We start from the raw sequence: 20,231 nt of genomic DNA on the forward strand, positions 1-20,231 counted from the left end.
CCTTCATATAAACTAAATTACTTGAAGCTTCAATTTATTCCTAATGGCCTGGGTTGTTCCTGGCGGACCGGCTCTCCGCGCGGCACGATATGTTTCAGCTGCCGCAGCGTGTCCAGACCGCTCCGCGGATCGTCGGCGGAGACCAGGACATCGGCGCTGGCACCTTCGCTGATCGCCCTGGGCAGAACCTTGTACGTCATTGACCGCTCATCTACGCTGGGCGAGTCAGATTCAAGGTTGGCACGGCAGCGCGGCCGGAGACCGAGGTCGGCGCTCTTGGAGAAGGAGGAACCATGCAGGACGAGCAGGTTGACCGCAATCTCAAGGGAATGGACGATCTCGACTTCGACGGTTGGAACAAGGCCGACTGGAACGGCGCCTTTGCCCATCACCACACTGATGACGTTCTCGTGGACTGGAAAGGCCAGGACCCCACGCGTGGGGTCGGGCAGCACATTGACGCGATGAAGGCTTACGTCGATTCCGCCGGGGGCACGCCGCCCACGATCACCTCCCACCCGATCGCGTTCGGATCCGGTGAGTGGACCTGTGTCATCGGCGAGTTCGAGGATGGAAGCCGCATGGTGACGGTCGCGAAGTGGCGTGACGGAGCCATCGCCGAAGAGTACATCTGGGCGTAGACCCGCGCCCATCACGCGGAAGCCGAAGCCGGGACCGGGCGCAGTGGTCATTCGGCTCCACACCGCTTCCACCCATTTATCCACAGAAGGCTGGGCCATGACAGAGAAGACTCAGATAACCGGGCGAAAGTTCGTTTTCGATTTCGGCGACAACGCCAAATACGAACTGAATTTCGTTGCCGAGGACAAACTCGAAGTCACCGTCGTCGCCGACGCCAGCTACCCGGCCGGGACACTCAATAAATTCGATATCACCCGCACGCAACTCCGCCCCGACCTGTATTTGGTCACCTGGGTCGAGGAAGACACCGGCAACACCGTCACCCACGTCCAGGACTACGAAAACCTGACCGCTTACACCAACATCACCGACCTGGCCTCCCGCAGCTTCTGGAACCTTAAGGGGCGAATCATCCCGGTCCATGATCACTGAGCCGTCCACAGGCCGCGCGTTGCCGAACTGCGTGAGCGCGCAACGCGGATGGCCATTGATGCAAGGAAAGACCCTGCGACCAGGACCGGCGCGTACCGCCGGATCGGAGAGCAGCTCGGGGTGAGCTCCGAGGCGCTGCGGACCTGGGTGAGCCGGGCCGAGGTCGACGAGGGTCTGCGGCCGGTCACGACGACGGCGGACGCGGACCGGATCGCCCTGAAAATGACGCTTCTTCCGGCTAGTAGGCATTTTCGTTAGTTCGCCGGGGGTTCAGGTCCAGGCAGCGGGGTGGCCGGACTCAAGGGCATGCCGCGCGCCGGGGTCGGCGGGCGACATATTCCGGTCCTGCCCGGTCCCGGGCGCGAGGACTAGGCGGTCCTCCCGGGAAGTAGCCCGGCGCCGGCCACCGGAAACGCCCCACGCACCCCTGCCGTGACGTTCCTCCCCAGTTGCTTCGGCGCCACGCGCAAACCGCCCGCGGGAATCCGGGGTTCGCCACGGCAGGCAGGCGGTCCGGCGGCAAGCAACCGGGCAGGAGCGCCCCGCCGACTGCCCGGGCTAGTCTCACGAACAGTCGTTCGCGGACAGGTCCCATCGAATTGCTGAAGTAAGGGTGATGCAGGTTCGACGAGCGGGGGCGGCCGGTCTTGCGCCGCCCTCCGGCGTGTCCTAGAAGATGCCGTTGGTGTGTGGAAGTTCGGCCGGAACCGGGGCGATGGCGTCCCAGTGTTCGACGATCTTGCCGTTCTCGATGCGCCACAGGTCGTTGTAGATGACCGGGACGCCGAATTCACCTTCGGCGCGGGTGAAGACGAAGTCTCCCTCGGCGACGACCTGGTGCACCGCTTTGTAGGCCAGGAGCTTGCCGTCCGCGCCCCAGGCGGCTGCCGCCGCCCCGAATCCGTCAAGATTGTCGGCCGCCTCGACATTGTGCTGGGCGTAGAGCCCGGTCGTGACATAGTCGGTCAACAGGCTGTAGTCGGCGCCAACGAGGACCTTCTCGACCCAGTCGAGGACGAGGGCCTTGTTCTGCGCGGTCTTGTCGAGGTCGGTGGCGGCCACCGGGCCATCGGTCTGGGTGCGGCCGCTGACGGTTTCCTCGGCGACGGGGACGAGAGAGTCCCAGTGCTCCACGATGCGGTCGTTCTCGACACGCCACACGTCGAAGCCGACCAATTCCGCGGGCCCGAAGCCGGCGTAGAGACCCTGGGTGACAACGAGGTCACCTTCCGCGTATGCCCGTACAGGGGTGTAGGCGAAGTCCGTCGGCAGATTCGATGCGAGTGCCCGCAGCCCCTCGATGCCGCCGGCAACCAGGGTGGAGTGCTGTACGTAGCTGGGATCGAAGTAGGTGTCGATCGCCGTAAGGTCCCTGTTGATGAAGAGCGCGGTGGTTGCCGCGATGACGATGGCCTTGCTGGTCATGGGAGTGCTCCTAGTCCTCATTTTCGTTAATTCGTCGGGGGTTCAGGTCCAGGCGGCGGGGTCGTTGGGGTAGAGGCCGCAGGCGGTGTCGAGGGCTTCTTCGGCGGTGCCGCCGGCCAGCCCTATGGGCAGGTAGTTGTCCTGGTAGTCGTCCGTGACTGGCGCGGTAGATCGCGAAGCCCCAGGCGTTGGCGTATCCGGCGTAGCGCAGCCGGCACAGCGGCAGGGTCTCCCCGCAAACTTTGTGTCCGCCGGCGCCGCGAGGGCCGGGAACGTCGCGATGTTGATGAGGGTGGGGACGATCGGCACGCCTTGTTCGACGAAACGAGGCAGGTGCCGCGGGGGGCAGGCCGGTGCCGTTTTCGATGCAGTCGATCCCGGCGTCGAGCATGTCATCCAGCGTGTCCTCGGCGAAGCAGTGCGCCGTGACCCGGGCGCCTTCATCATGGGCGGCCTGCACGGCGTCCTTGAGCTCCCGGGGCGAGGTCGCCGGCGTCGCGGTCAATCCAGTCCCCCACGACCTTGACCCAGCCGTCGCCGGCGCGGGCCTGCTTGCGTACGGCCTCCACCAGACCCTCCGGCTCCACTTCGACGGCGAAGCCGTGCAGGTAGCGCCGGGTTCTCGCGATGTGCCGGCCGGACCGGATGATGTGTGGCACGTCGGCACGCCGCTGCAGCCAGCGGGTGTCGTGCACGGCGCCGGCATCGCGCACCAGCAGGGTGCCGGCGTCTCGGTCGGTGATGGCCTGCGCCTCCGCCACCTGTTCCGCCACAACCCCGCCGGGGCCGAGACCGATGTGGCAGTGCGCGTCGACCAGCCCGGGGATGACCCACCCGTCCAGTCCCGGCCCACCCGTGTGGTAGCTTCGTCTACGACCACACGGGTGCCCTTGCAGGGGCTGAGATCGGGCTGATGCAGCCTGCGACCGTTGAACCTGTCCGGGTAATGCCGGCGAAGGAAGTGAGTATTCCCGTGAATACGCAAGAAACACAGTTGATCCCTGCCCAAAATGAGACTTCCCAGGAAACACAGTCACTGAAGTCCCATTCTTTGGCTTTCACCACGGACGAGGAACACGGCATCCGCGTTCCGGTGACCGAAATTGCCCTGGAGGATTCCCCCGGCGGGGTGAAGAATCCGCCGTTCACGATATACCGGACGGCCGGCCCCGGAAGCGATCCAGTGGTCGGCTTGGAGCCGTTCCGGTCCGAATGGATAGAATCCCGGGGCGATACCGAGCCCTACGGCGGCCGGGAACGGAACCTGCTCGACGACGGTAAGTCGGCGGTGCGCAGGGGCGCCGCGTCGGCTGAATGGAAGGGTGCACAGCCGGTGCCCCGCCGCGCCGTCGACGGCAAGACGGTCACCCAGATGCACTACGCCCGCCAGGGCGTCATCACTCCGGAGATGCGGTTCGTGGCCGCTCGGGAGAACTGCGACGTGGAGCTGGTCCGCAGCGAGGTGGCGGCCGGCCGCGCCATCATTCCCAACAGCATCAACCACCCCGAATCCGAGCCCATGATCATCGGCAAGGCCTTCCTCGTGAAGATCAACGCCAACATCGGCAACTCGGCGGTCACCAGCTCCATCGCCGAGGAAGTGGACAAGCTGCAGTGGGCCGCCCAGTGGGGCGCGGACACGGTGATGGACCTTTCCACCGGGGATGACATCCACACCACCCGTGAATGGATCATCCGCAACTCCCCCGTCCCGATCGGGACGGTGCCGATCTACCAGGCGCTGGAGAAGGTCAACGGCGAGGCCAATGACCTGACCTGGGAGATCTACCGGGACACGGTGATCGAGCAATGTGAGCAAGGCGTGGACTACATGACCGTCCACGCAGGTGTGCTGCTGCGCTATGTGCCGTTGACCGCCAACCGGGTCACCGGGATCGTGTCCCGCGGCGGAGCGATCATGGCAGGCTGGTGCCTGGCCCACCACGAGGAAAACTTCCTGTATACGCACTTTGACGAGCTGTGCGAAATTTTCGCCAAGTACGACGTCGCGTTCTCCCTCGGTGACGGTCTGCGGCCAGGGTCGACGGCGGACGCCAACGACGCCGCCCAGTTCGCCGAACTGGACACCCTGGCCGAACTTACCAAGCGGGCGTGGACATACGACGTGCAGGTCATGGTCGAAGGCCCGGGGCACATCCCCTTCCACCTGGTCCGTGAAAATGTGGAACGCCAGCAGGAGCTGTGCGACGGCGCCCCGTTCTACACGCTGGGGCCGCTGGTCACGGATATTGCGCCCGGCTATGACCACATCACCTCGGCGATCGGCGCCACGGAGATTGCCCGCTACGGCACCGCGATGCTCTGCTATGTCACGCCCAAGGAACACCTCGGACTGCCCAACAAGGACGATGTGAAGACCGGCGTGATCACCTACAAGATCGCCGCCCATGCCGCCGACCTCGCCAAGGGCCACCCCGGTGCGCACGAACGCGACGATGCCCTGTCCAAGGCCCGCTTCGAATTCCGCTGGCGGGACCAGTTCGCGCTGTCGCTGGACCCGGTCACGGCCGAGGCCTTCCACGATGAGACGCTCCCCGCGGAGCCGGCCAAGACGGCCCACTTCTGCTCGATGTGCGGGCCCAAGTTCTGCTCCATGCGCATCAGCCAGGACATCCGGGACGAATACGGCTCCGCGGACTCGCAGGCCGCACTCGCCGACATGGCGGCGGGAATGCGTGCGAAGAGCAACGAGTTCCTCGCCTCGGGCGGCAAGGTCTACCTGCCGGAGCCGCAGCTTCCGGCCCAGGCCTAGCGGACCCGCCCAACTAGGTCGCAGTTAACGTCGTTTTGGGCGCCCATAACGACATTAACTGCGACCCAGTTGGGCCAGCCACTTAGGAGGCGTGGGCGTGCTGGCTCCGGCCGACGTCGGCGATGAACGCCCGGATGACCCGGTCACCCTCAGCTGAATCCTGGGGCCGGTGCCCGCCCGCCGCAATGCGGTGCAGGGCGCCGGTCTCGCGCAGGTAGCCGGCGATTTCCTCGTAGAGCGGCTCCCAGCCACCGGTCAGGACCAGGGTGGGTACGCCCGGGACGATCTGCAGCGGGGCTTCCCAGGGCGGTGCCTGCAGCCGCAGCCTGCGGGCTTCACGCTGCTCTTCGGGCCCCGGGACTTCGGCCGTTCCGGCGCCGGGGCTGTGGGCGGCGAACGCCCGGCGGATGAACTCGCGCCGGAAATCGTCATCGCTGAGGTGGTGCCGCACATCGAAGAGCGGCTGCATCAGGGCCCGGTACGCCGCCGTCGCGGGCAGTTCCGCCGTCAGCGAGAGGCAGGCCGGTTCAACCAGGGCCAGGGACTGCACCAGGTCGGGGCGCTCGACGGCGGCCATCATCGCCGCTATGGCGCCCTGCGAATGCGCCACGACGTGGCCGCCCGACTCGCCGCGGCCGTCGTCGGCCAGGGCACGCAGCACGATCGCGGCATCCGCGGCGAAGTCCGTTTCAAGCGGTTCCGCGACGGCGTCGAAGCCGTGCCGGCGCAGGAACAGCGCGTCGTAGTCCAGCGCCATCCCGTGCTGTTTCGGCCACGCCGCGGCGCCGAAGCTGCCCGCCCCGTGGACGAAAACTACGCGCTGCTTGAACATGATCCAACCCTATGGCACCGGCCCGGCAATCAGCCCCGGCGACATAGCGGGCACGGCGCCTGGTTCGCCGGCTCCGTTACCCTAATGCCGTTACTTTAGTGCCGCTACTTGCTGCCGCCGAGGAACTTATCGAAGCCCTTGGGCAGGTTCAGCTGGGAGGGATCGAAATCCTCACCTTGGCCGCCGAAGGATGCCCCGGTGGGCAGCGGCTTCGGTCCCGCGGCACGCCGGGCCTCGGCGTCCTTGAGTTCCTGTGCTGCCTTGGCCGGGTTCCCGGAGCGGGCCTTCTTCTTGGGCGCGTTCTTGGCACTCTTGCGGGCACCTCCTCCGCCGCCCATGCCCGGCATGCCGGGCATTCCAGGCATGCCGCCGCCTGCAGCCATCTTCTTCATCATCTTCTGCGCCTGGGCAAAGCGTTCCAGCAGGCCGTTCACCTCGGAGACATGCACACCGGAACCACGGGCAATACGGGCGCGGCGGGAGCCGTTGATGATCTTCGGCGCAACCCGCTCGTGCGGGGTCATGGAGCGGACGATCGCCTCGACGCGGTCGATTTCCCGTTCATCGAACTGCTCCAGCTGCTGCCGGATGTTCTGCGCGCCGGGCATCATCATGAGCATTTTCTTCATGGAGCCCATGTTGCGGATCTGCTGCATCTGGGAGAGGAAGTCGTCAAGGGTGAAATCTTCCTGGTCGGCGAACTTCTTCGCCATCCGGGCGGCCTCGTCCTTGTCCCAGTTCTGCTCGGCCTGCTCGATCAGGGTGAGCACGTCACCGAGGTCGAGGATCCGCGAGGCCATCCGGTCCGGGTGGAAGAGCTCGAAGTCGTCCAGGCCTTCGCCGGTGGACGCGAACATGACGGGCTTGCCGGTCACGGACGCGACGGAGAGCGCGGCACCGCCGCGGGCGTCGCCGTCGAGCTTGGAGAGCACGATGCCGGTGAAGTTGACGCCTTCGTCGAAGGCCAAGGCCGTGTTGACGGCGTCCTGGCCGATCATCGAGTCGATCACGAACAGGACTTCGTTCGGGACGATGGCCCGGCGGATCTGGCGTGCCTGTTCCATCATGTCCGCGTCGACGCCGGTCCGGCCGGCGGTGTCCACGATCACGACGTCGTGCAGGGTGCGGCGGGCTTCCTCGACGCCGGCGCGGGCGACGGCGACCGGGTCACCGGCGGGGTGATCGAGCTCGGTGGAGGTGGCGCCCGGGTGCGGGGCGAACACGGGCACGCCGGCGCGCTGGCCGACGATCTGGAGCTGGTTGACGGCGTTGGGGCGCTGCAGGTCGGAGGCGACCAGCATGGGGCTGTGGCCCTGGGCCTTGAGGTACTTGGCGAGCTTGCCGGCGAGGGTGGTCTTGCCGGCACCCTGGAGGCCGGCGAGCATGATGACGGTGGGGCCGGTCTTGGCGAGGCGGATCCGGCGGGTTTCGCCGCCGAGGATCTCGACGAGTTCCTCGTTGACGATCTTCACGATCTGCTGGCCGGGATTCAGGGCGGCGTTGACCTCGGCGCCGAGGGCACGCTCGCGAACTCGTCCGGTAAATTCGCGGACCACGGGCACGGCAACGTCGGCGTCCAGCAGGGCGCGCCGGATCTCGCGGACCGTGCCGTCAACGTCCGCCTCGGTGAGGCGGCCTTTGCCACGGAGGTTCTTGAAGGTTGCTGTCAACCGGTCAGAGAGTGAATTGAACACGCGCCGTGCACTTCTTTCAGTGGATCTACGGATGGCGGCCGGTCCGGCACGCCAGCGTCGCGACTGATGTTCGCCTGAACGAACCGCCTCGACAACGGGACTCGACTATCTAGGGTACCAAGACGGGACTCCAAGATGGCATGCTGGCTGGATGACCAGCCAAACAACCGTGAAAACCCTGCTCATCCTCGGCGCCTCGGGCGACCTGACCGGAAGGCTGCTGCTGCCGGGACTGGCGGGGCTCGCGGCCCGCGGGCGGGCCGAGGGCCTGACGCTCGTGGGCGCCGGCTCCAATCCGTGGACGCAGGCTCAATGGCTGGAACGCATCGACGCGAGCTTCGCCGATGCCGCCTCCCAGACGGATGCCGCTGGCAAGAGGGAACTGAAGCGGATCCGCGGGACCACGAGCTACCACCAGCTGGACGTGACGGCGGATGGACAGCTGGCCGGGCAACTGGCACAGCTCGAGGGCCCGGTTGCGGTGTACTTCGCGCTCCCGCCGCAGGTCAGCCAGAAAGCCTGCGAGGCCCTTAAACCGGGGCAGGTCCCGTCCGGAACCCGGCTGGTGATGGAGAAACCCTTCGGTTCCGATGAGGAGTCCGCGCGCCACCTGAACAAGACCCTGGCCAGCCTCGTCCCGGAGGACCACATCCACCGGGTGGACCATTTCCTGGGCAAGGCGACGGTGCTCAACATCCTGGGCCTGCGGTTCGCCAACAACTTCCTTGAACCCGTCTGGAACCGGGAGCACATCGAAAAGGTGGAGATCATCTTTGATGAGGACCTTGCCCTGGAGGGACGTGCGCGTTACTACGACGGCGCCGGCGCCCTCCGGGACATGATCCAGAGCCACCTGCTCCAGATCATGGCCCTCATGGCGATGGAGCCCCCGGCCTCTGTAGATCAGCGGGATCTCCGCGACGGTGTGGCGACCGTCCTGCGGGCCAGCAGCATCAAGGCGCCCTACGCCAAGAACACACGCCGCGCCCGGTACACGGCAGGGTCTATCACCGGACGCAAGATCCCGGACTATGCCAAGGAAGAGGGCGTGGACGCGGCCAGGGGCACCGAAACGCTCGCCGAGGTCAAAGTGGAGATCGACAACTGGCGCTGGCGGGGTGTCCCCTTCATCCTGCGCTCCGGAAAGGCGCTGGGCACGACGCGAAAGGAAGCGGTGATCACGTTCCGGCCCGTGCCGCACCTGCCGAAGGGGTTCACCGGGGTGGACGCCCCCAACCAGCTCCGGATCGGATTCGGCCCGGACACGCTGCAGCTCGACGTCGATGTGAACGGCCCGGGCGACATCTTCAGCCTGGACCGGACCACCCTCTTGGCCGAGCTGAATGCCTCGGCGTTCCTGCCCTACGGCGAAGTCCTGGAGGGTGTCCTCACCGGCGATCCCCTGCTGTCCGTGCGGGGCGACACCGCGGAAGACTGCTGGCGGATCGTTGAACCCGTGCTGAAGTCGTGGGAGCGAAACTCCGTGCCGCTGGAGGAGTACCCCGCCGGGACGTCCGGTCCGGAGGGCTGGCCCACGTAAGTGTATTGACCACGGAGGTTGGCGACGCGGCTGGCGGCTAAACGAGAATGACCACCGGGCAGGACATGCCCCGCGTGGGGGCCGGCCGATGGACATATTCGGATATGCCCGGTCCCCGGGGCGAAGACGGGACATGTCCTCCCGGGGAAGTGGCCCGGCGCCCCCGGCGGAGCCGCTGCACGTGCCCCCGGATCAGGACATGCCCAGCGCCGGGGCCGGCCGATGGACATATTCCGGCTATGCCCTGTCCCGGGCGCGAAGACTTGGCATGTCCTCCCGGGCGCGAAGCCTGGGCCTCAACCCCGACGAACTAACGAAAATGCCCACTAGATCCTGAATGGCCGACGGACTTCCTCCATCTTCGGCCATCGCCCTCATAACTTCACGCTGTGCTGGCGTCGCCCTCTCCCAGCCTGACTGGTACAACCCCCGATCAACCTCCAGGCGGGCTTTGATTGCGCCAATTTCTAACCTGTTCTATCGCCGTATAACAAAAAGCTTATACGGCTTGATAAATCGTTATAGACCTGCGTGCGCATTGCGACGAAACCCCTGAGCCGCACGAACACCTCCGTTTGTGGAATGGGACTCAGGAAAAACCCACTCCGCCCCGAGGTCTTCTTCATGTCACCCCGCCACGCCGAACGTCACAAACATCTGTGGTTAATGCACCTCGGCCGCCGTCGATCTCTGCCTGACGCAAAGTTTTCCGGCGCGCGGGCACAGAAAAGCGGGCCGGTCACCTTTCCAGGTAACCGGCCCGCTCTTGCTGGTAACGCTCTGCTAGACGGCGGCGCTAGATGGCGGCCGATCCGCGTTCCCCGGTGCGGACCCGCACGGCCTCGAACACATCCATCGTCCAGACCTTGCCGTCCCCGGCCCGGCCGGTGTTCGAACTGGCGATGATGACATCCAGGATGTCGTCCGCCTGTTCGTCCGTGGCCAGCACCTCTACCCGGATCTTGGGCAGCAGGTCCACGTTGTATTCGGCGCCGCGGTACACCTCGGTGTAGCCGCGCTGCCGGCCGTAGCCGCTGGCCGCGCTGACCGTGAGGCCCTGCACCCCGTAGGCCTCAAGGCCTTCCCGGATTGCATCGAGTTTTTCCGGCCGGACGATTGCTGTGATCAGTTTCATGCCCCCACACTTTCCTTGCCTGCTGCGGTCTTCTTGCCATTGGACGCGACGTCCACCGGGGCGGCGGCCGGGACCGCTACCCCGTCCTCGCCCTGCGGCCTGCCGGTGATCAGTTCATGCAGCGGCTGGAAGCTTCCGCCGTGGCCGCCGACGCCGAACTCGTAGGCCGTCTCTGCGTGCAGGCTGAGGTCCACGCCCACGACTTCCTGTTCCTGGGAAACCCGGAAGCCCATCGTCTTGTGGATGGCCAGGGCGATCACAGTGGTCAGGACTGCCGAGTAGGCGATGGCCATGCCGGCCACCGCGAGCTGGGCCCACAGCTGGGTGAAGCCGCCGCCGTAGAAGAGGCCGCCGCCGACGCCCTCGACGGGGAGCGCGATGAAGCCCAGCGCGACCGTGCCGATGATGCCCGAGACCAGGTGGACGCCCACGACGTCGAGCGAGTCATCAAAGCCCCAGCGGAACTTGAGCCCGACAGCGAGCGAGGAGGCCACACCGGCCACGACGCCGAGGCACAGTGCACCGACCGGGCTGACGTTGGCGCAGGCCGGGGTGATCGCCACGAGACCGGCAACCACACCGGAGGCTGCACCGAGCGAGGTCGGGTGTCCGTCGCGGATGCGCTCCGTGACGAGCCAGCCGAGCATGGCCGCGGCGGGGGCCGCCAGGGTGTTGACCCAGATCAGGCCGCCCTGCTCCGCCGTCGTCGCTGCGCCGCCGTTGAAGCCGAACCAGCCGAACCAGAGGATTGCCGCGCCGAGCATGACGAACGGGATGTTGTGCGGGCGGTGGTTCGGGTCCTTGCCGAAGCCCTTGCGGTTGCCGATGATCAGCACGAGGATCAGTGCGGCGACGCCGGCGTTGATGTGCACCACCGTACCGCCGGCGAAATCGATCGCGGGGCCCAGCGCCTTGCCGATGGCGCCTTCCGGGCCGAAGAGGCCTCCGCCCCAGACCATGTAGGCCAGCGGGCAGTAAACCAGCGTGACCCAGACCGGGACGAAGATGGTCCAGGCGCCGAACTTGGCACGGTCCGCGATCGCGCCGCTGATCAGTGCCACGGTGATGATGGCGAAGGTGGCTGCGTAGCCCACCTTGATCAGTCCGTCAGGGGAGGTGACGCCCTCCAGCCCGAAGGTGGCGAACGGGTTCCCCACCATCTGCAGGAAGCCCTCGCCGGAGCTCATCGAGGCACCCCAGAGCACCCACACCACACCGACCATGCCGATGGAGATGAAGCTCATCATCATCATGTTCAGTGCAGCCTTGGCGCGCGTCATGCCGCCGTAGAAAAATGCGAGTCCTGGTGTCATGAACAGCACGAGTGCCGCCGCCACCATCAGCCATACGTGACCTGCGGTAAGTTCCATGGTGCACGTCCTCCCTTGCCGAGATGCGATCTCAGTTGATCTTGCGGACCACTCCGCCTGCCCAACGCGTTTTGCGTTCTAAGAAGAGTTTTGCCGGGCCGTGTTTCACAGGCAGAGGATTTACATTGCCGGGGTGTTACAAGAACCTGCCGGAAGTAAATGGTGCGTCTCCGCCTTGTTACGGTTATGTTTCAGGCCTTTAGTTCCGCCTTCCGCGTTCCGTGATCGAGGACCACAGCATCATGAGCAAGACCCCCCGCCCCGACGGTGCCACCGAGCCGGAGGCCGCCACCCGCCAGCCGGGACGTTTGCCCCGTGACATCAAGGTGATGCTGGTTGCCGCCTTCCTGATTGCGCTCGGCTTCGGGCTGGTGGCGCCGGTGCTCCCGCAGTTCGCCACCACGTTCGACGTCGGCGCCACGGCCGCCGCGGTGATCGTCAGCATCTTCGCGTTCATGCGGCTCGTGTTCGCCCCGGCCGGCGGTGCCCTGATCGTGCGGCTGGGCGAACGGCCGGTGTATGTGGCCGGGCTGCTGATTGTGGCGGCCTCCACCGCGGCGTGCGCCTTCGCCCAGGACTACTGGCAGCTGCTGGTCTTCCGGGGCCTGGGCGGCGCGGGTTCGGTGATGTTCACGGTGGCGTCGATGGCGCTCGTGATCCGGCTGGCGCCGCCGGAAAGCCGCGGGCGTGTCTCCGGGGCTTACGCCTCGGCTTTCCTGATCGGCAACGTCTGCGGTCCGATTGTGGGCGGCCTGCTCGCCAGCTTCGGGCTCCGCGTCCCCTTCCTCGCGTACGCCGCCGCGCTGGTGCTGGCGGCCCTGGTGGTGCAGACCCAGCTCAGCCACGTTCCCGCCGCGTCCCGGCCGGAGGGCGGGGTGGCCCCGGCGATGGAGCTCCGGGAAGCCCTGCGGGACAGCGCCTACCGCGCCGCCCTGGCCTCCAGCTTCGCCAACGGCTGGGCCACTTTTGGGGTGCGGATGGCCACCGTGCCGCTCTTCGCCGTCGCGGCACTCGGGGCGGGACCGGAGGCCGCCGGCTGGGCGCTGGCCGTGTTCGCGGCTGGAAACGCTGCGGCGCTGACGTTTTCCGGAAGGCTCGCCGACAACCTGGGCCGGAAGCCCCTGATGCTGGCCGGCCTGCTCATCACCGGCACGGCCACGGCGGCCATCGGCTTCACCGAGGCGTTGCCCTGGTTCCTCGCCGCGTCCGCCGTCGCAGGCATCGGCTCCGGGCTGCTCGGCCCCGCGCAGCAGGCGGCCATCGCCGATGTGATCGGCAATGACCGGTCGGGCGGCCGCGTGCTTGCCGTCTTCCAGATGACCGCTGACAGCGGCGCCATCATCGGTCCCGTGTGCGCCGGGCTGCTGGCGGACCGCTTGGGCTACGGCTGGGCCTTCGGCGTCACCGGCGGCATCCTCATTGCCGCGGCAGCCGGCTGGCTGGTGGCCCGGGAGAGCCTCCGGGCCCAGCCCGCGGCGAAGGCCTGACGCCGGGCGCGGCGCCGCGGTCCGCGGGGTGCCCCAGCCTTGGCTAAGCTGGACGGGACTTGCCAAAACTTCCGGAGGTACTGCCTTATGGCGCCAATCGACCATTCACCTGGGAATTCAGCTACCCCCGAGCCCGACGACCATGATTCCACGCCAGCGGGCAACAAGAAGCGCGCGCGGCTGATCGCCGTAGGCGGGATCGTCGCCGTCGTGGTTGCCGCGGCCGTGGCCATACCTCTGACGTTCGGGACGCCGGCGCCTCAGCCCGCTGCCTCGAGCCCGGCCGCAACGGCGCCAACGGCCGCAAGCAGCGAACCCGCAGAAGTGGGTCCTGCCGTCACCTACTACAACCAGGCCGGGCCGCCGGCCGGTTCACCGCTGGAAAATGTTGAGCCCCTCAAGGTGGGCGTGTCCAAGGACCTGGTGGGCACCTCCCTGAACAAGGGCCTGACAGGAATCTCGCTGGAGGCCACCGATCTCGGCGATCCCGACCTCGCCGACACCAACCCGACCATCGTGAAGCTGCTGCAGGAAATCGACCAGCCCGTCATGCGCTTCGGCGGCAATGCCGTGGACCGCCGGTTCTTCTGGACGTCCACCGGTGAGGCAGTCCCGTCCGGTTACAAGGGAGACAAGGCCCGCCCGGTGAGGGCCGTGGGACCCGCCGACCTGGACAGGGTCAACAAGCTCCTGGTGGCCGGCAATGCGAAAATTAGCCTCACCGTGGACCTCGGCCACTACGACCCGAACCGCGCGGCCGACATGGTCAAGCACGCCTCGCAGATCTTCGGCGACCGGCTCCTGAGCGTCACCGTCGGCAACGAGCCCAACGGGTTCGTCTTCAACGATGTAAAGACCGACGGCTACAGCCTGGACCAGTACGTCAGGGAGCTCAAGGACTACGCCAAGGCGATCTACGCCGTGGCCCCGAATGTGCCCATTTCAGGTCCAGGCGCCTATGACCAGAAGTGGTGGCAGCCGTTCGTCGATGCGGACATCCCGCAGAAGAAGATCCTGACCTTCCACAACTACCCGCTGTACAGCTGCGACGGCAGCGACCCCAAGGGCTCGCCCACCATGGCCAATCTGATGAGCCGGCTCATGCATGACCGTGCCGCCGATTACCAGAAGGCGGCGCTCAAGGTCGGCCAGGACGCGGGCCTGGAAACGTGGCTCCCGGAGACGGGAATCGCAGCCTGCCCAGGTTCCAACGAGACTTCGCGCACCCACGCGTCGGCGCTGTGGACGGCGGACTACGCCCTGAACGCCGCACAGCTGGGCATCACGCGCATCGGTTTTCACAGCTCTATGCAGACCTGCAAGGGCGGCCCGCCCATGTCCGCCATCTGCAGCGCCGGCGCCTACCCGGACGGCAACGGCCAGATGTCCGGCCGGGCCAACTTCTTCGGCATTTCCATCGTGGCCGAGCTGGAGGCCGGTAAATTCATGAAACTGGACAGCTCCGGAGGCGGCCTGGCGTACAGCTACGCGCTGCAGAACGCGGACGGCAGCACCAGCGTCGTCATCGTCAATGAGAACGATCCGGAAAAGGCCGCCCAGACCGATGTCACGCTGAACCTTCCGGGCAAGCCGCTGACCGGGACCATGACCCAGCTCACCGGTCCCAGCTACGCGGCCGAGGACAGCACCATGATCGACGGGGTCACGTCCGAACCGACACCGCTGGCGGACCGCGCCACGGTGCCGGGCTTCCAGTACAAGTCCGCGACCCAGAACTTCAAGCTGACGGCCGGCACCGTGACGGTGCTGAACTTCAAGTACTGATACCTCCCAACTGGCCCGCATTCGTTGTCGTTTTGAGCCCTCAAAACGGCAACTACTGCGGGCCAGTTGGGTTGCGGATCAGTTCAACAGGGCGTCGACGAAGCCCTCCGCGTCGAAGGGAGCGAGGTCGTCTGCGCCCTCGCCCAGGCCGATCAGCTTGACCGGGACGCCGAGTGACTTCTGGATCGCGACGACGATCCCGCCCTTGGCGGTGCCGTCCAGCTTGGTCAGGACGATGCCCGTGATGTTGACGACTTCGGCGAAGACCCTGGCCTGGTTCAGGCCGTTCTGGCCGGTGGTCGCGTCCAGGACCAGCAGCACCTCGTCCACTTCGGCGAGTTTTTCGATGACACGCTTGACCTTGCTCAGCTCGTCCATCAGGCCCACCTTGTTCTGCAGGCGCCCGGCGGTGTCGATCATGACGACGTCGACTTCCTGATCAATGCCCGCCTGGACCGCCTCGTAGGCGACGGACGCCGGGTCCGCCCCGTGGACGTGGGACCGGACCGTGGGGACGCCCACGCGCGCACCCCAGGTGGCCAGCTGCTCGGAGGCAGCGGCCCGGAAGGTGTCCGCGGCGCCCAGCAGCACGTCCTTGTCCTCCGCCACGAGCACGCGGGCAAGCTTGCCCACGGTGGTGGTCTTGCCGACGCCGTTGACGCCGACCACCAGCACGACGGCGGGCTTGTCGGCATGGCGCTCCACCCGCAGGCTGCGGTCCATCGTGGGATCCACGAGCTTGATCAGTTCCTCGCGCAGCAGGGCCTTGACGTGCTCCGGGGAACGTGTGCCCAGCACTTTCACGCGTTCGCGGAGCGCGTCCACGAGCTGCATGGTCGGTTCGGTGCCGAGATCGGCAAGAAGGAGGGTCTCCTCCACCTCGTCCCAGACGTTCTCGTCGATCTTGTCCGCGGAGAGCAGGGCCAGCAGGCCCTTGCCGAAGATGTTGTTGGACTTGACGAGGCGTTCGCGCAGGCGGGTCAGGCGGCCCGCCACCGGCAGCGGGGTCTCCACCGGGACGGTTTCCAGGCCGGCCACATCGTCCGGCACCTCGACCGTTTCGAGGCCGTCCAGGTCGAGGCCCTCCAGGTCGGCGGTCTCCGACGCCCCGCGTTCGCGCGTTGGCGAAGGCCGGTCCTCGACGAGGGTCCCGCCGGCGGCGCCTGACTGCACAGGATCGTTCTCGTCACGCGTGCCCGGGTAGCTGGTGATGTTCTTCCGGGTCTTCATGAGGACCGGAATCAGCGCGCCGAGGACCACCAGGGCAGCGAGAATGGGCAGGATAATGGGGAGGATGTCGTTCACTCCCCTAGCTTCTCACAAACGCGAAAGCGGCCACGGAGATAGCCCGGCGAGGGGCGCGGCCCGGCCAGCGGCCCGGGCAGCCGGCCGGGCAAAGCCAGGGCTCAGACCTCCGCGCGGAGCCGCTGGCTGATGACGGTGGAGACGCCGTCGCCGCGCATGGTGACACCGTAGAGCGCGTCGGCCACCTCCATGGTGCGCTTCTGGTGCGTGATGACGATCAGCTGGCTGGATTCGCGCAGCTCCTCGAAGATGGTGATGAGCCGCCCCAGGTTGGTGTCGTCCAGGGCCGCCTCCACCTCATCCATGACGTAGAACGGTGAGGGCCGGGCCTTGAAGATCGCCACCAGCAGGGCCACGGCTGTCAGCGAGCGTTCGCCGCCGGAAAGCAGCGAGAGCCGTTTGATCTTCTTGCCCGCGGGACGGGCTTCGACCTCGATGCCGGTGGTGAGCATGTCCGACGGGTCCGTGAGGATCAGCCGCCCCTCCCCGCCCGGGAACAGCCGGGCGAAGACGCGGACAAACTGGGCGGACGTGTCCGCGAAGGCTTCCGCGAAGACCTTCTGCACGCGCTCGTCGACTTCCTTGATGATGTCTAGCAGGTCCTTGCGGCTGGACTTGAGGTCCTCCAGCTGGGTGCTGAGGAACTGGTGGCGTTCCTCCAGGGCGGCGAACTCCTCGAGGGCCAGCGGATTGACGCGGCCCAGCGCGGAGAGGTCCCGTTCGGCACGTTTGAGCCGTTTCTCCTGCTCTTCCCGGACAAAGGGCTTTCCTTCGACGATCTCGCGGCCGTCCTCGTCCACGGGGGCGCGCAGGGCAGCCCATTTGTCCGCCGCTTCCCCGGCGGGCAGGGGCACGGGCCGGTCCGGACCGTAGTCGGCCACCAGCTGATCGGCCGTGAGCCCCAGTTCCTCGACGCTCTTCAGTTCCAGGGCCTCGATCCGCAGCCGCTGCTGGGCGCGGGCCAGTTCGTCGCGGTGCACGGAGTCGGTGAGTTCCGCGAGCTCGCGGGCCAGGGCGTCGGTACCGGTGCGGACCTCGGCGAGTTCGCGGTCCATCTGCTCCCGGCGCTCCTCGGCGCTGTCACGCTCCAGCCGGGCGAGCTCGACCGAGACATCGATGAAGCCGAGCATCTGTTCGACGGCGGCGGAGACGGCGGCGGCGCGTTTGGCCTGGAGCCGGCGGCGACGCGCGCGTCCGGCGGCTTCCTCGCGGGCGCGGCGTTCGGTGGCGGCGGCGCGTTCGAGCGAGGCCGCCCGGTTGGCGGTGGCCGTGAGCTGTTCCTCGGCGCTGCGCAGCGCGAGCCGCGCCTCCATTTCGGCGGCGCGGGCGAGCGAGGCCGCAAGGGCAAGCGCATCACGGTGCTCGGCGGACGGCTCCTCCTCGGCGGGAGTTTCCTGGGCGGCGGCCAGCCTCGCCGCCACCGCTTCGAGGGACGCCTGTTCCGTGCGGATGTTCGCCTCGGCCTTGGCGAGGGACGCGGCGAGCCGTTCACTTTCGCCGACGGCGCTGCGCAGCACGGAATTGAGGTGTCCCAGCCGCTCGGCCACGGCCGCGAGCCGGGCGTCCGAGTCGTGGAGTTTCTCCAGGGCGGCGTCCGCGCGGTCCTGCGCTTCGGCCCGCCGTGCCTGCGCTGCGGACAGCGCGAAGCGGTTCCGCTCCAGCCCGGCGGTCACCGCGGCCAGCCTTGCGGCGGCGTCGTCGACGGCGGCCTGGACCTCCAGCAGCGAGGGCGCCTTGGCGGAGCCGCCGCTGGCTGTCAAGGCGGTAAACACGTCCCCTGCCCGGGTGACGGCTGTCAGCTCCGGCCGTTCCGTGATCAGCTCCGCGGCGGCGTCGAGATCGTAGACGACGGCGATGCCCGCCAGCAGGCCGGCCAGCGGCAGCTCGGGGATTGCCGTCGGGGACCCGCCGGAGGTGACAAGGCTTGAGGCCCAGCGCGCCCCGCCCGGCAGCAAAGAGTCCGGCAGCCCGGTGTCCGGCTGAGTCGCGGCGTCCGGGGCCGCCGCGGCGAGCAGCAGCGAGGCGCGGCCGGCGTCGTCGTCCTTCAGCCTCTTCACGGCGGCGGCGGCCGCCTCCGCGTCCTGCACCACGACGGCGTCCGCGGAGGTACCGAGGGCGGCGGCGATGGCGGCCTCGAATCCGTTCTCCACCGTGATCATGGCCGCCAGGGACCCCAGCACGCCGGGCAGACCGGCGCCGAGCACATGGCCGGTGCCGTCCTTGCGGTTCAGGCCCAGCTGCAGGGCGTCGCGGCGGGCCACCAGGGCACCGCGTTCGCGGTCGCCGTCGCGCTCGGCCGCCTTGAGGGCGTCAATCTCGGCGATGACCGCGTCGAGGGCCTCGCTGGCGTCCTCGTAGTCGGCGTCGAGGGTTTCCTCGCCGTCCTCGACGCCGGCCACCTGGGTTTCCAGTGCGGTGAATTCGCTCCGGGCGTGCCGGCGGCGCTCCTCCCCTGCGTTCTGGGATTCGCGGAGCCGGCCGAGTTCGGCCTGCGCCGACTCGACGCGGGACCGGGCCGCGCCGACCTGGCCGGCGAGTTTCGCCAGGCCCTCCCGCCGGTCCGCGGCGGCACGGAGCAGGGCCGCGAGCCGGACGTCTTCGGCGCCGGCCGCGTTCTCGGCCTCCTGTTTCGCAGAGCTGGCAGCCTCCAGCGCGCCGCGCCGGTCCAGGATCTGCCGCTCCAGGGCGGCCTGTTCCTCGCGGACTCGGGCGGCCTGCCGGTCCAGCTGGTCCGGGTCCCGGCCGGTGTCCGGGACCGGATCTGCCGCACCCAGCAGCCGCCGGCGTTCCTCGGCGAGGGAGCCGAGGGACCGGAGCCGTTCGCGTCCGGCGGAGAGCTGGTACCAGTTGTCCCGGGCGGCGTTCAGCTTCGGCGTGGCCCCCGCCGCGAGCTGTTCCAGGCCGGCCCGGCGCTGCCGGCCGTGTTCCAGCTCCTGCTCGACGACGGCGCGCCGGGCCTTGAGGGCTGACTCGTCGGCGACGTCCTGCTCCAGCGCGGACTGCAGCTGGACGAGGTCGTCGGCGAGGAGGCGGGAACGTGCGTCGCGGACTTCGAACTGGACGGTCTGGGCCCGCCGGGCCACCGCCGCCTGCTTCCCCAGCGGGGTCAGCTGCCGCCGGATTTCCCCGGTGAGGTCGCTGAGCCGCTGCAGGTTGGCCTGCATGGCTTCGAGTTTGCGGAGCGTTTTTTCCTTGCGCCGCCGGTGTTTGAGGATGCCGGCGGCTTCTTCGATGAAACCGCGCCTGTCCTCGGGCGTGGCATGCAGGACCTTGTCCAGCTGCCCCTGGCCCACGATCACGTGCATCTCCCGGCCCAGTCCCGAGTCGGAGAGGAGTTCCTGGATGTCCAGCAGCCGGCAGCCGGCGCCGTTGATGGCGTATTCCGAGCCGCCGGTCCGGAACAGGGTGCGGGAGATGGTGACTTCGCTGTAGTCGATCGGCAGGGCGCCGTCGCTGTTGTCGATGGTCAACGAGACGTGGGCGCGGCCCAGTGGCGGGCGCCCGGACGTCCCGGCGAAGATGACGTCCTCCATCTTGCCGCCGCGGAGCGTTTTGGCCCCTTGCTCGCCCATGACCCAGGCCAGGGCATCCACCACGTTGGATTTGCCCGAGCCGTTGGGGCCCACCACGGCGGTGACGCCCGGCTCGAATTCGAAAGTCGTCGCCGAAGCGAAAGACTTGAATCCGCGGACGGTCAGGCTCTTGAGGTGCAAAGTGCTTCGGGTCTCCTGCTCGGCGGACGGGGCTCGCTGTTGGACTACAGCATGACCCGGACGTGGGTTTTCTGGTGCGCGGGCGTTTCGGGATGGCG

Annotated in this window: 16 protein-coding genes, 1 pseudogene and 1 riboswitch; of the genes and pseudogenes, 7 read left to right on the plus strand and 10 right to left on the minus strand. The window is 67.6% G+C overall.

The features are described 5' to 3' along the window. Positions 1 to 29: 29 nt before the first annotated feature. Entirely contained in the window at positions 30 to 200 is a 171-nt protein-coding gene (locus tag ABIB26_RS19565) for a hypothetical protein (protein ID WP_354246973.1), read from the minus strand. A gap of 93 nt (positions 201 to 293) precedes the next feature. Between ABIB26_RS19565 and ABIB26_RS19570 the strand changes: the two genes are divergently transcribed. The 3 genes from ABIB26_RS19570 to ABIB26_RS19580 all read left to right on the plus strand — a co-directional run bounded on the left by ABIB26_RS19570 (position 294) and on the right by ABIB26_RS19580 (position 1,332). Then, positions 294 to 641 carry a hypothetical protein gene (locus tag ABIB26_RS19570; protein ID WP_354246975.1) on the plus strand — a complete coding sequence of 116 codons (348 nt, stop codon included), beginning with the start codon at positions 294 to 296 and terminating at the stop codon, positions 639 to 641. A gap of 97 nt (positions 642 to 738) precedes the next feature. After that, complete coding sequence (locus ABIB26_RS19575) at positions 739 to 1,074, plus strand: MoaF-related domain-containing protein (protein ID WP_354246977.1); 336 nt, start codon at positions 739 to 741, stop codon at positions 1,072 to 1,074. Between the two features lie 48 nt (positions 1,075 to 1,122). Continuing rightward, positions 1,123 to 1,332 (plus strand): hypothetical protein, encoded by a 210-nt coding sequence (locus ABIB26_RS19580; RefSeq protein ID WP_354246980.1) that lies wholly within the window; start codon positions 1,123 to 1,125, stop codon positions 1,330 to 1,332. Between the two features lie 411 nt (positions 1,333 to 1,743). Here the strand turns inward: ABIB26_RS19580 and ABIB26_RS19585 are convergent, their stop codons facing one another. Next, the gene (locus ABIB26_RS19585; protein ID WP_354246982.1) at positions 1,744 to 2,499 is read right to left on the minus strand and encodes a nuclear transport factor 2 family protein; all 756 of its coding nucleotides are present in this window, start codon (positions 2,497 to 2,499) and stop codon (positions 1,744 to 1,746) included. 237 nt (positions 2,500 to 2,736) lie between these two features. Then, positions 2,737 to 3,341: pseudogene (locus ABIB26_RS19590) on the minus strand (amidohydrolase family protein); the annotation flags it as partial. 28 nt (positions 3,342 to 3,369) lie between these two features. Further along, a riboswitch (TPP riboswitch) is annotated at positions 3,370 to 3,477 on the plus strand. Between ABIB26_RS19590 and thiC the strand changes: the two are divergent. Continuing rightward, positions 3,473 to 5,272, plus strand: a complete 1,800-nt coding sequence (thiC, locus tag ABIB26_RS19595; RefSeq protein ID WP_354246985.1) for a phosphomethylpyrimidine synthase ThiC — start codon at positions 3,473 to 3,475, stop codon at positions 5,270 to 5,272. It overlaps the preceding riboswitch by 5 nt. 82 nt (positions 5,273 to 5,354) lie before the next feature. Here the strand turns inward: thiC and ABIB26_RS19600 are convergent, their stop codons facing one another. Both ABIB26_RS19600 and ffh read right to left on the minus strand, forming a co-directional pair. Beyond that, positions 5,355 to 6,104 (minus strand): alpha/beta fold hydrolase, encoded by a 750-nt coding sequence (locus ABIB26_RS19600; protein ID WP_354246988.1) that lies wholly within the window; start codon positions 6,102 to 6,104, stop codon positions 5,355 to 5,357. Positions 6,105 to 6,208: 104 nt separating this feature from the next. Continuing rightward, positions 6,209 to 7,798, minus strand: a complete 1,590-nt coding sequence (gene ffh / locus ABIB26_RS19605; protein WP_354246990.1) for a signal recognition particle protein — start codon at positions 7,796 to 7,798, stop codon at positions 6,209 to 6,211. Positions 7,799 to 7,949: 151 nt separating this feature from the next. On the opposite strand from ffh, the gene ABIB26_RS19610 reads away from it, so the two are divergent. Then, complete coding sequence (locus ABIB26_RS19610) at positions 7,950 to 9,338, plus strand: glucose-6-phosphate dehydrogenase (RefSeq protein ID WP_354246993.1); 1,389 nt, start codon at positions 7,950 to 7,952, stop codon at positions 9,336 to 9,338. Between the two features lie 237 nt (positions 9,339 to 9,575). Here the strand turns inward: ABIB26_RS19610 and ABIB26_RS23800 are convergent, their stop codons facing one another. From ABIB26_RS23800 to ABIB26_RS19620, 3 genes are all read right to left on the minus strand, one after another. Continuing rightward, complete coding sequence (locus ABIB26_RS23800) at positions 9,576 to 9,764, minus strand: DUF8462 domain-containing protein (RefSeq protein WP_502913717.1); 189 nt, start codon at positions 9,762 to 9,764, stop codon at positions 9,576 to 9,578. 370 nt (positions 9,765 to 10,134) lie between these two features. Further along, complete coding sequence (locus ABIB26_RS19615) at positions 10,135 to 10,473, minus strand: P-II family nitrogen regulator (RefSeq protein WP_264354265.1); 339 nt, start codon at positions 10,471 to 10,473, stop codon at positions 10,135 to 10,137. Continuing rightward, a complete protein-coding gene (locus ABIB26_RS19620; RefSeq protein ID WP_354246995.1) occupies positions 10,470 to 11,843 on the minus strand; it encodes an ammonium transporter in 1,374 nt (457 codons plus the stop codon). Before ABIB26_RS19620 ends, ABIB26_RS19615 begins: the two co-directional genes overlap by 4 nt. 242 nt (positions 11,844 to 12,085) lie before the next feature. Between ABIB26_RS19620 and ABIB26_RS19625 the strand changes: the two genes are divergently transcribed. Both ABIB26_RS19625 and ABIB26_RS19630 read left to right on the plus strand, forming a co-directional pair. Then, on the plus strand, positions 12,086 to 13,330 hold the full coding sequence (locus tag ABIB26_RS19625; protein WP_354246997.1) for an MFS transporter: 1,245 nt from the start codon (positions 12,086 to 12,088) through the stop codon (positions 13,328 to 13,330). A gap of 87 nt (positions 13,331 to 13,417) precedes the next feature. Continuing rightward, a complete protein-coding gene (locus ABIB26_RS19630) occupies positions 13,418 to 15,115 on the plus strand; it encodes a hypothetical protein (RefSeq protein ID WP_354247000.1) in 1,698 nt (565 codons plus the stop codon). A 78-nt stretch (positions 15,116 to 15,193) separates the two neighbouring features. On the opposite strand, the gene ftsY is transcribed toward ABIB26_RS19630, so the two are convergent. Further along, complete coding sequence (gene ftsY, locus ABIB26_RS19635; RefSeq protein WP_354247002.1) at positions 15,194 to 16,420, minus strand: signal recognition particle-docking protein FtsY; 1,227 nt, start codon at positions 16,418 to 16,420, stop codon at positions 15,194 to 15,196. 101 nt (positions 16,421 to 16,521) lie between these two features. Continuing rightward, positions 16,522 to 20,133, minus strand: coding sequence for a chromosome segregation protein SMC (gene smc / locus ABIB26_RS19640; protein WP_354247004.1), 3,612 nt, complete (start codon positions 20,131 to 20,133; stop codon positions 16,522 to 16,524). Positions 20,134 to 20,231: the final 98 nt, after the last annotated feature.

Source organism: Arthrobacter sp. UYEF20 (assembly GCF_040546335.1).
GTDB lineage: Bacteria > Actinomycetota > Actinomycetes > Actinomycetales > Micrococcaceae > Arthrobacter.

Excerpts from the sequence above, each read along its gene's own strand:
- ABIB26_RS19575 (WP_354246977.1), top strand. The coding sequence starts at position 739 with ATGACAGAGAAGACTCAGATAACCGGGCGAAAGTTCGTTTTCGATTTC.
- ABIB26_RS19610 (WP_354246993.1), top strand. The coding sequence starts at position 7,950 with ATGACCAGCCAAACAACCGTGAAAACCCTGCTCATCCTCGGCGCCTCG.
- ABIB26_RS19615 (WP_264354265.1), bottom strand. The coding sequence starts at position 10,473 with ATGAAACTGATCACAGCAATCGTCCGGCCGGAAAAACTCGATGCAATC.
- ABIB26_RS19585 (WP_354246982.1), bottom strand. The coding sequence starts at position 2,499 with ATGACCAGCAAGGCCATCGTCATCGCGGCAACCACCGCGCTCTTCATC.
- ABIB26_RS19620 (WP_354246995.1), bottom strand. The coding sequence starts at position 11,843 with ATGGAACTTACCGCAGGTCACGTATGGCTGATGGTGGCGGCGGCACTC.
- ABIB26_RS19630 (WP_354247000.1), top strand. The coding sequence starts at position 13,418 with ATGGCGCCAATCGACCATTCACCTGGGAATTCAGCTACCCCCGAGCCC.
- ABIB26_RS19570 (WP_354246975.1), top strand. The coding sequence starts at position 294 with ATGCAGGACGAGCAGGTTGACCGCAATCTCAAGGGAATGGACGATCTC.
- ABIB26_RS19580 (WP_354246980.1), top strand. The coding sequence starts at position 1,123 with ATGGCCATTGATGCAAGGAAAGACCCTGCGACCAGGACCGGCGCGTAC.
- ABIB26_RS19600 (WP_354246988.1), bottom strand. The coding sequence starts at position 6,104 with ATGTTCAAGCAGCGCGTAGTTTTCGTCCACGGGGCGGGCAGCTTCGGC.
- ABIB26_RS19625 (WP_354246997.1), top strand. The coding sequence starts at position 12,086 with ATGAGCAAGACCCCCCGCCCCGACGGTGCCACCGAGCCGGAGGCCGCC.
- ABIB26_RS19565 (WP_354246973.1), bottom strand. The coding sequence starts at position 200 with ATGACGTACAAGGTTCTGCCCAGGGCGATCAGCGAAGGTGCCAGCGCC.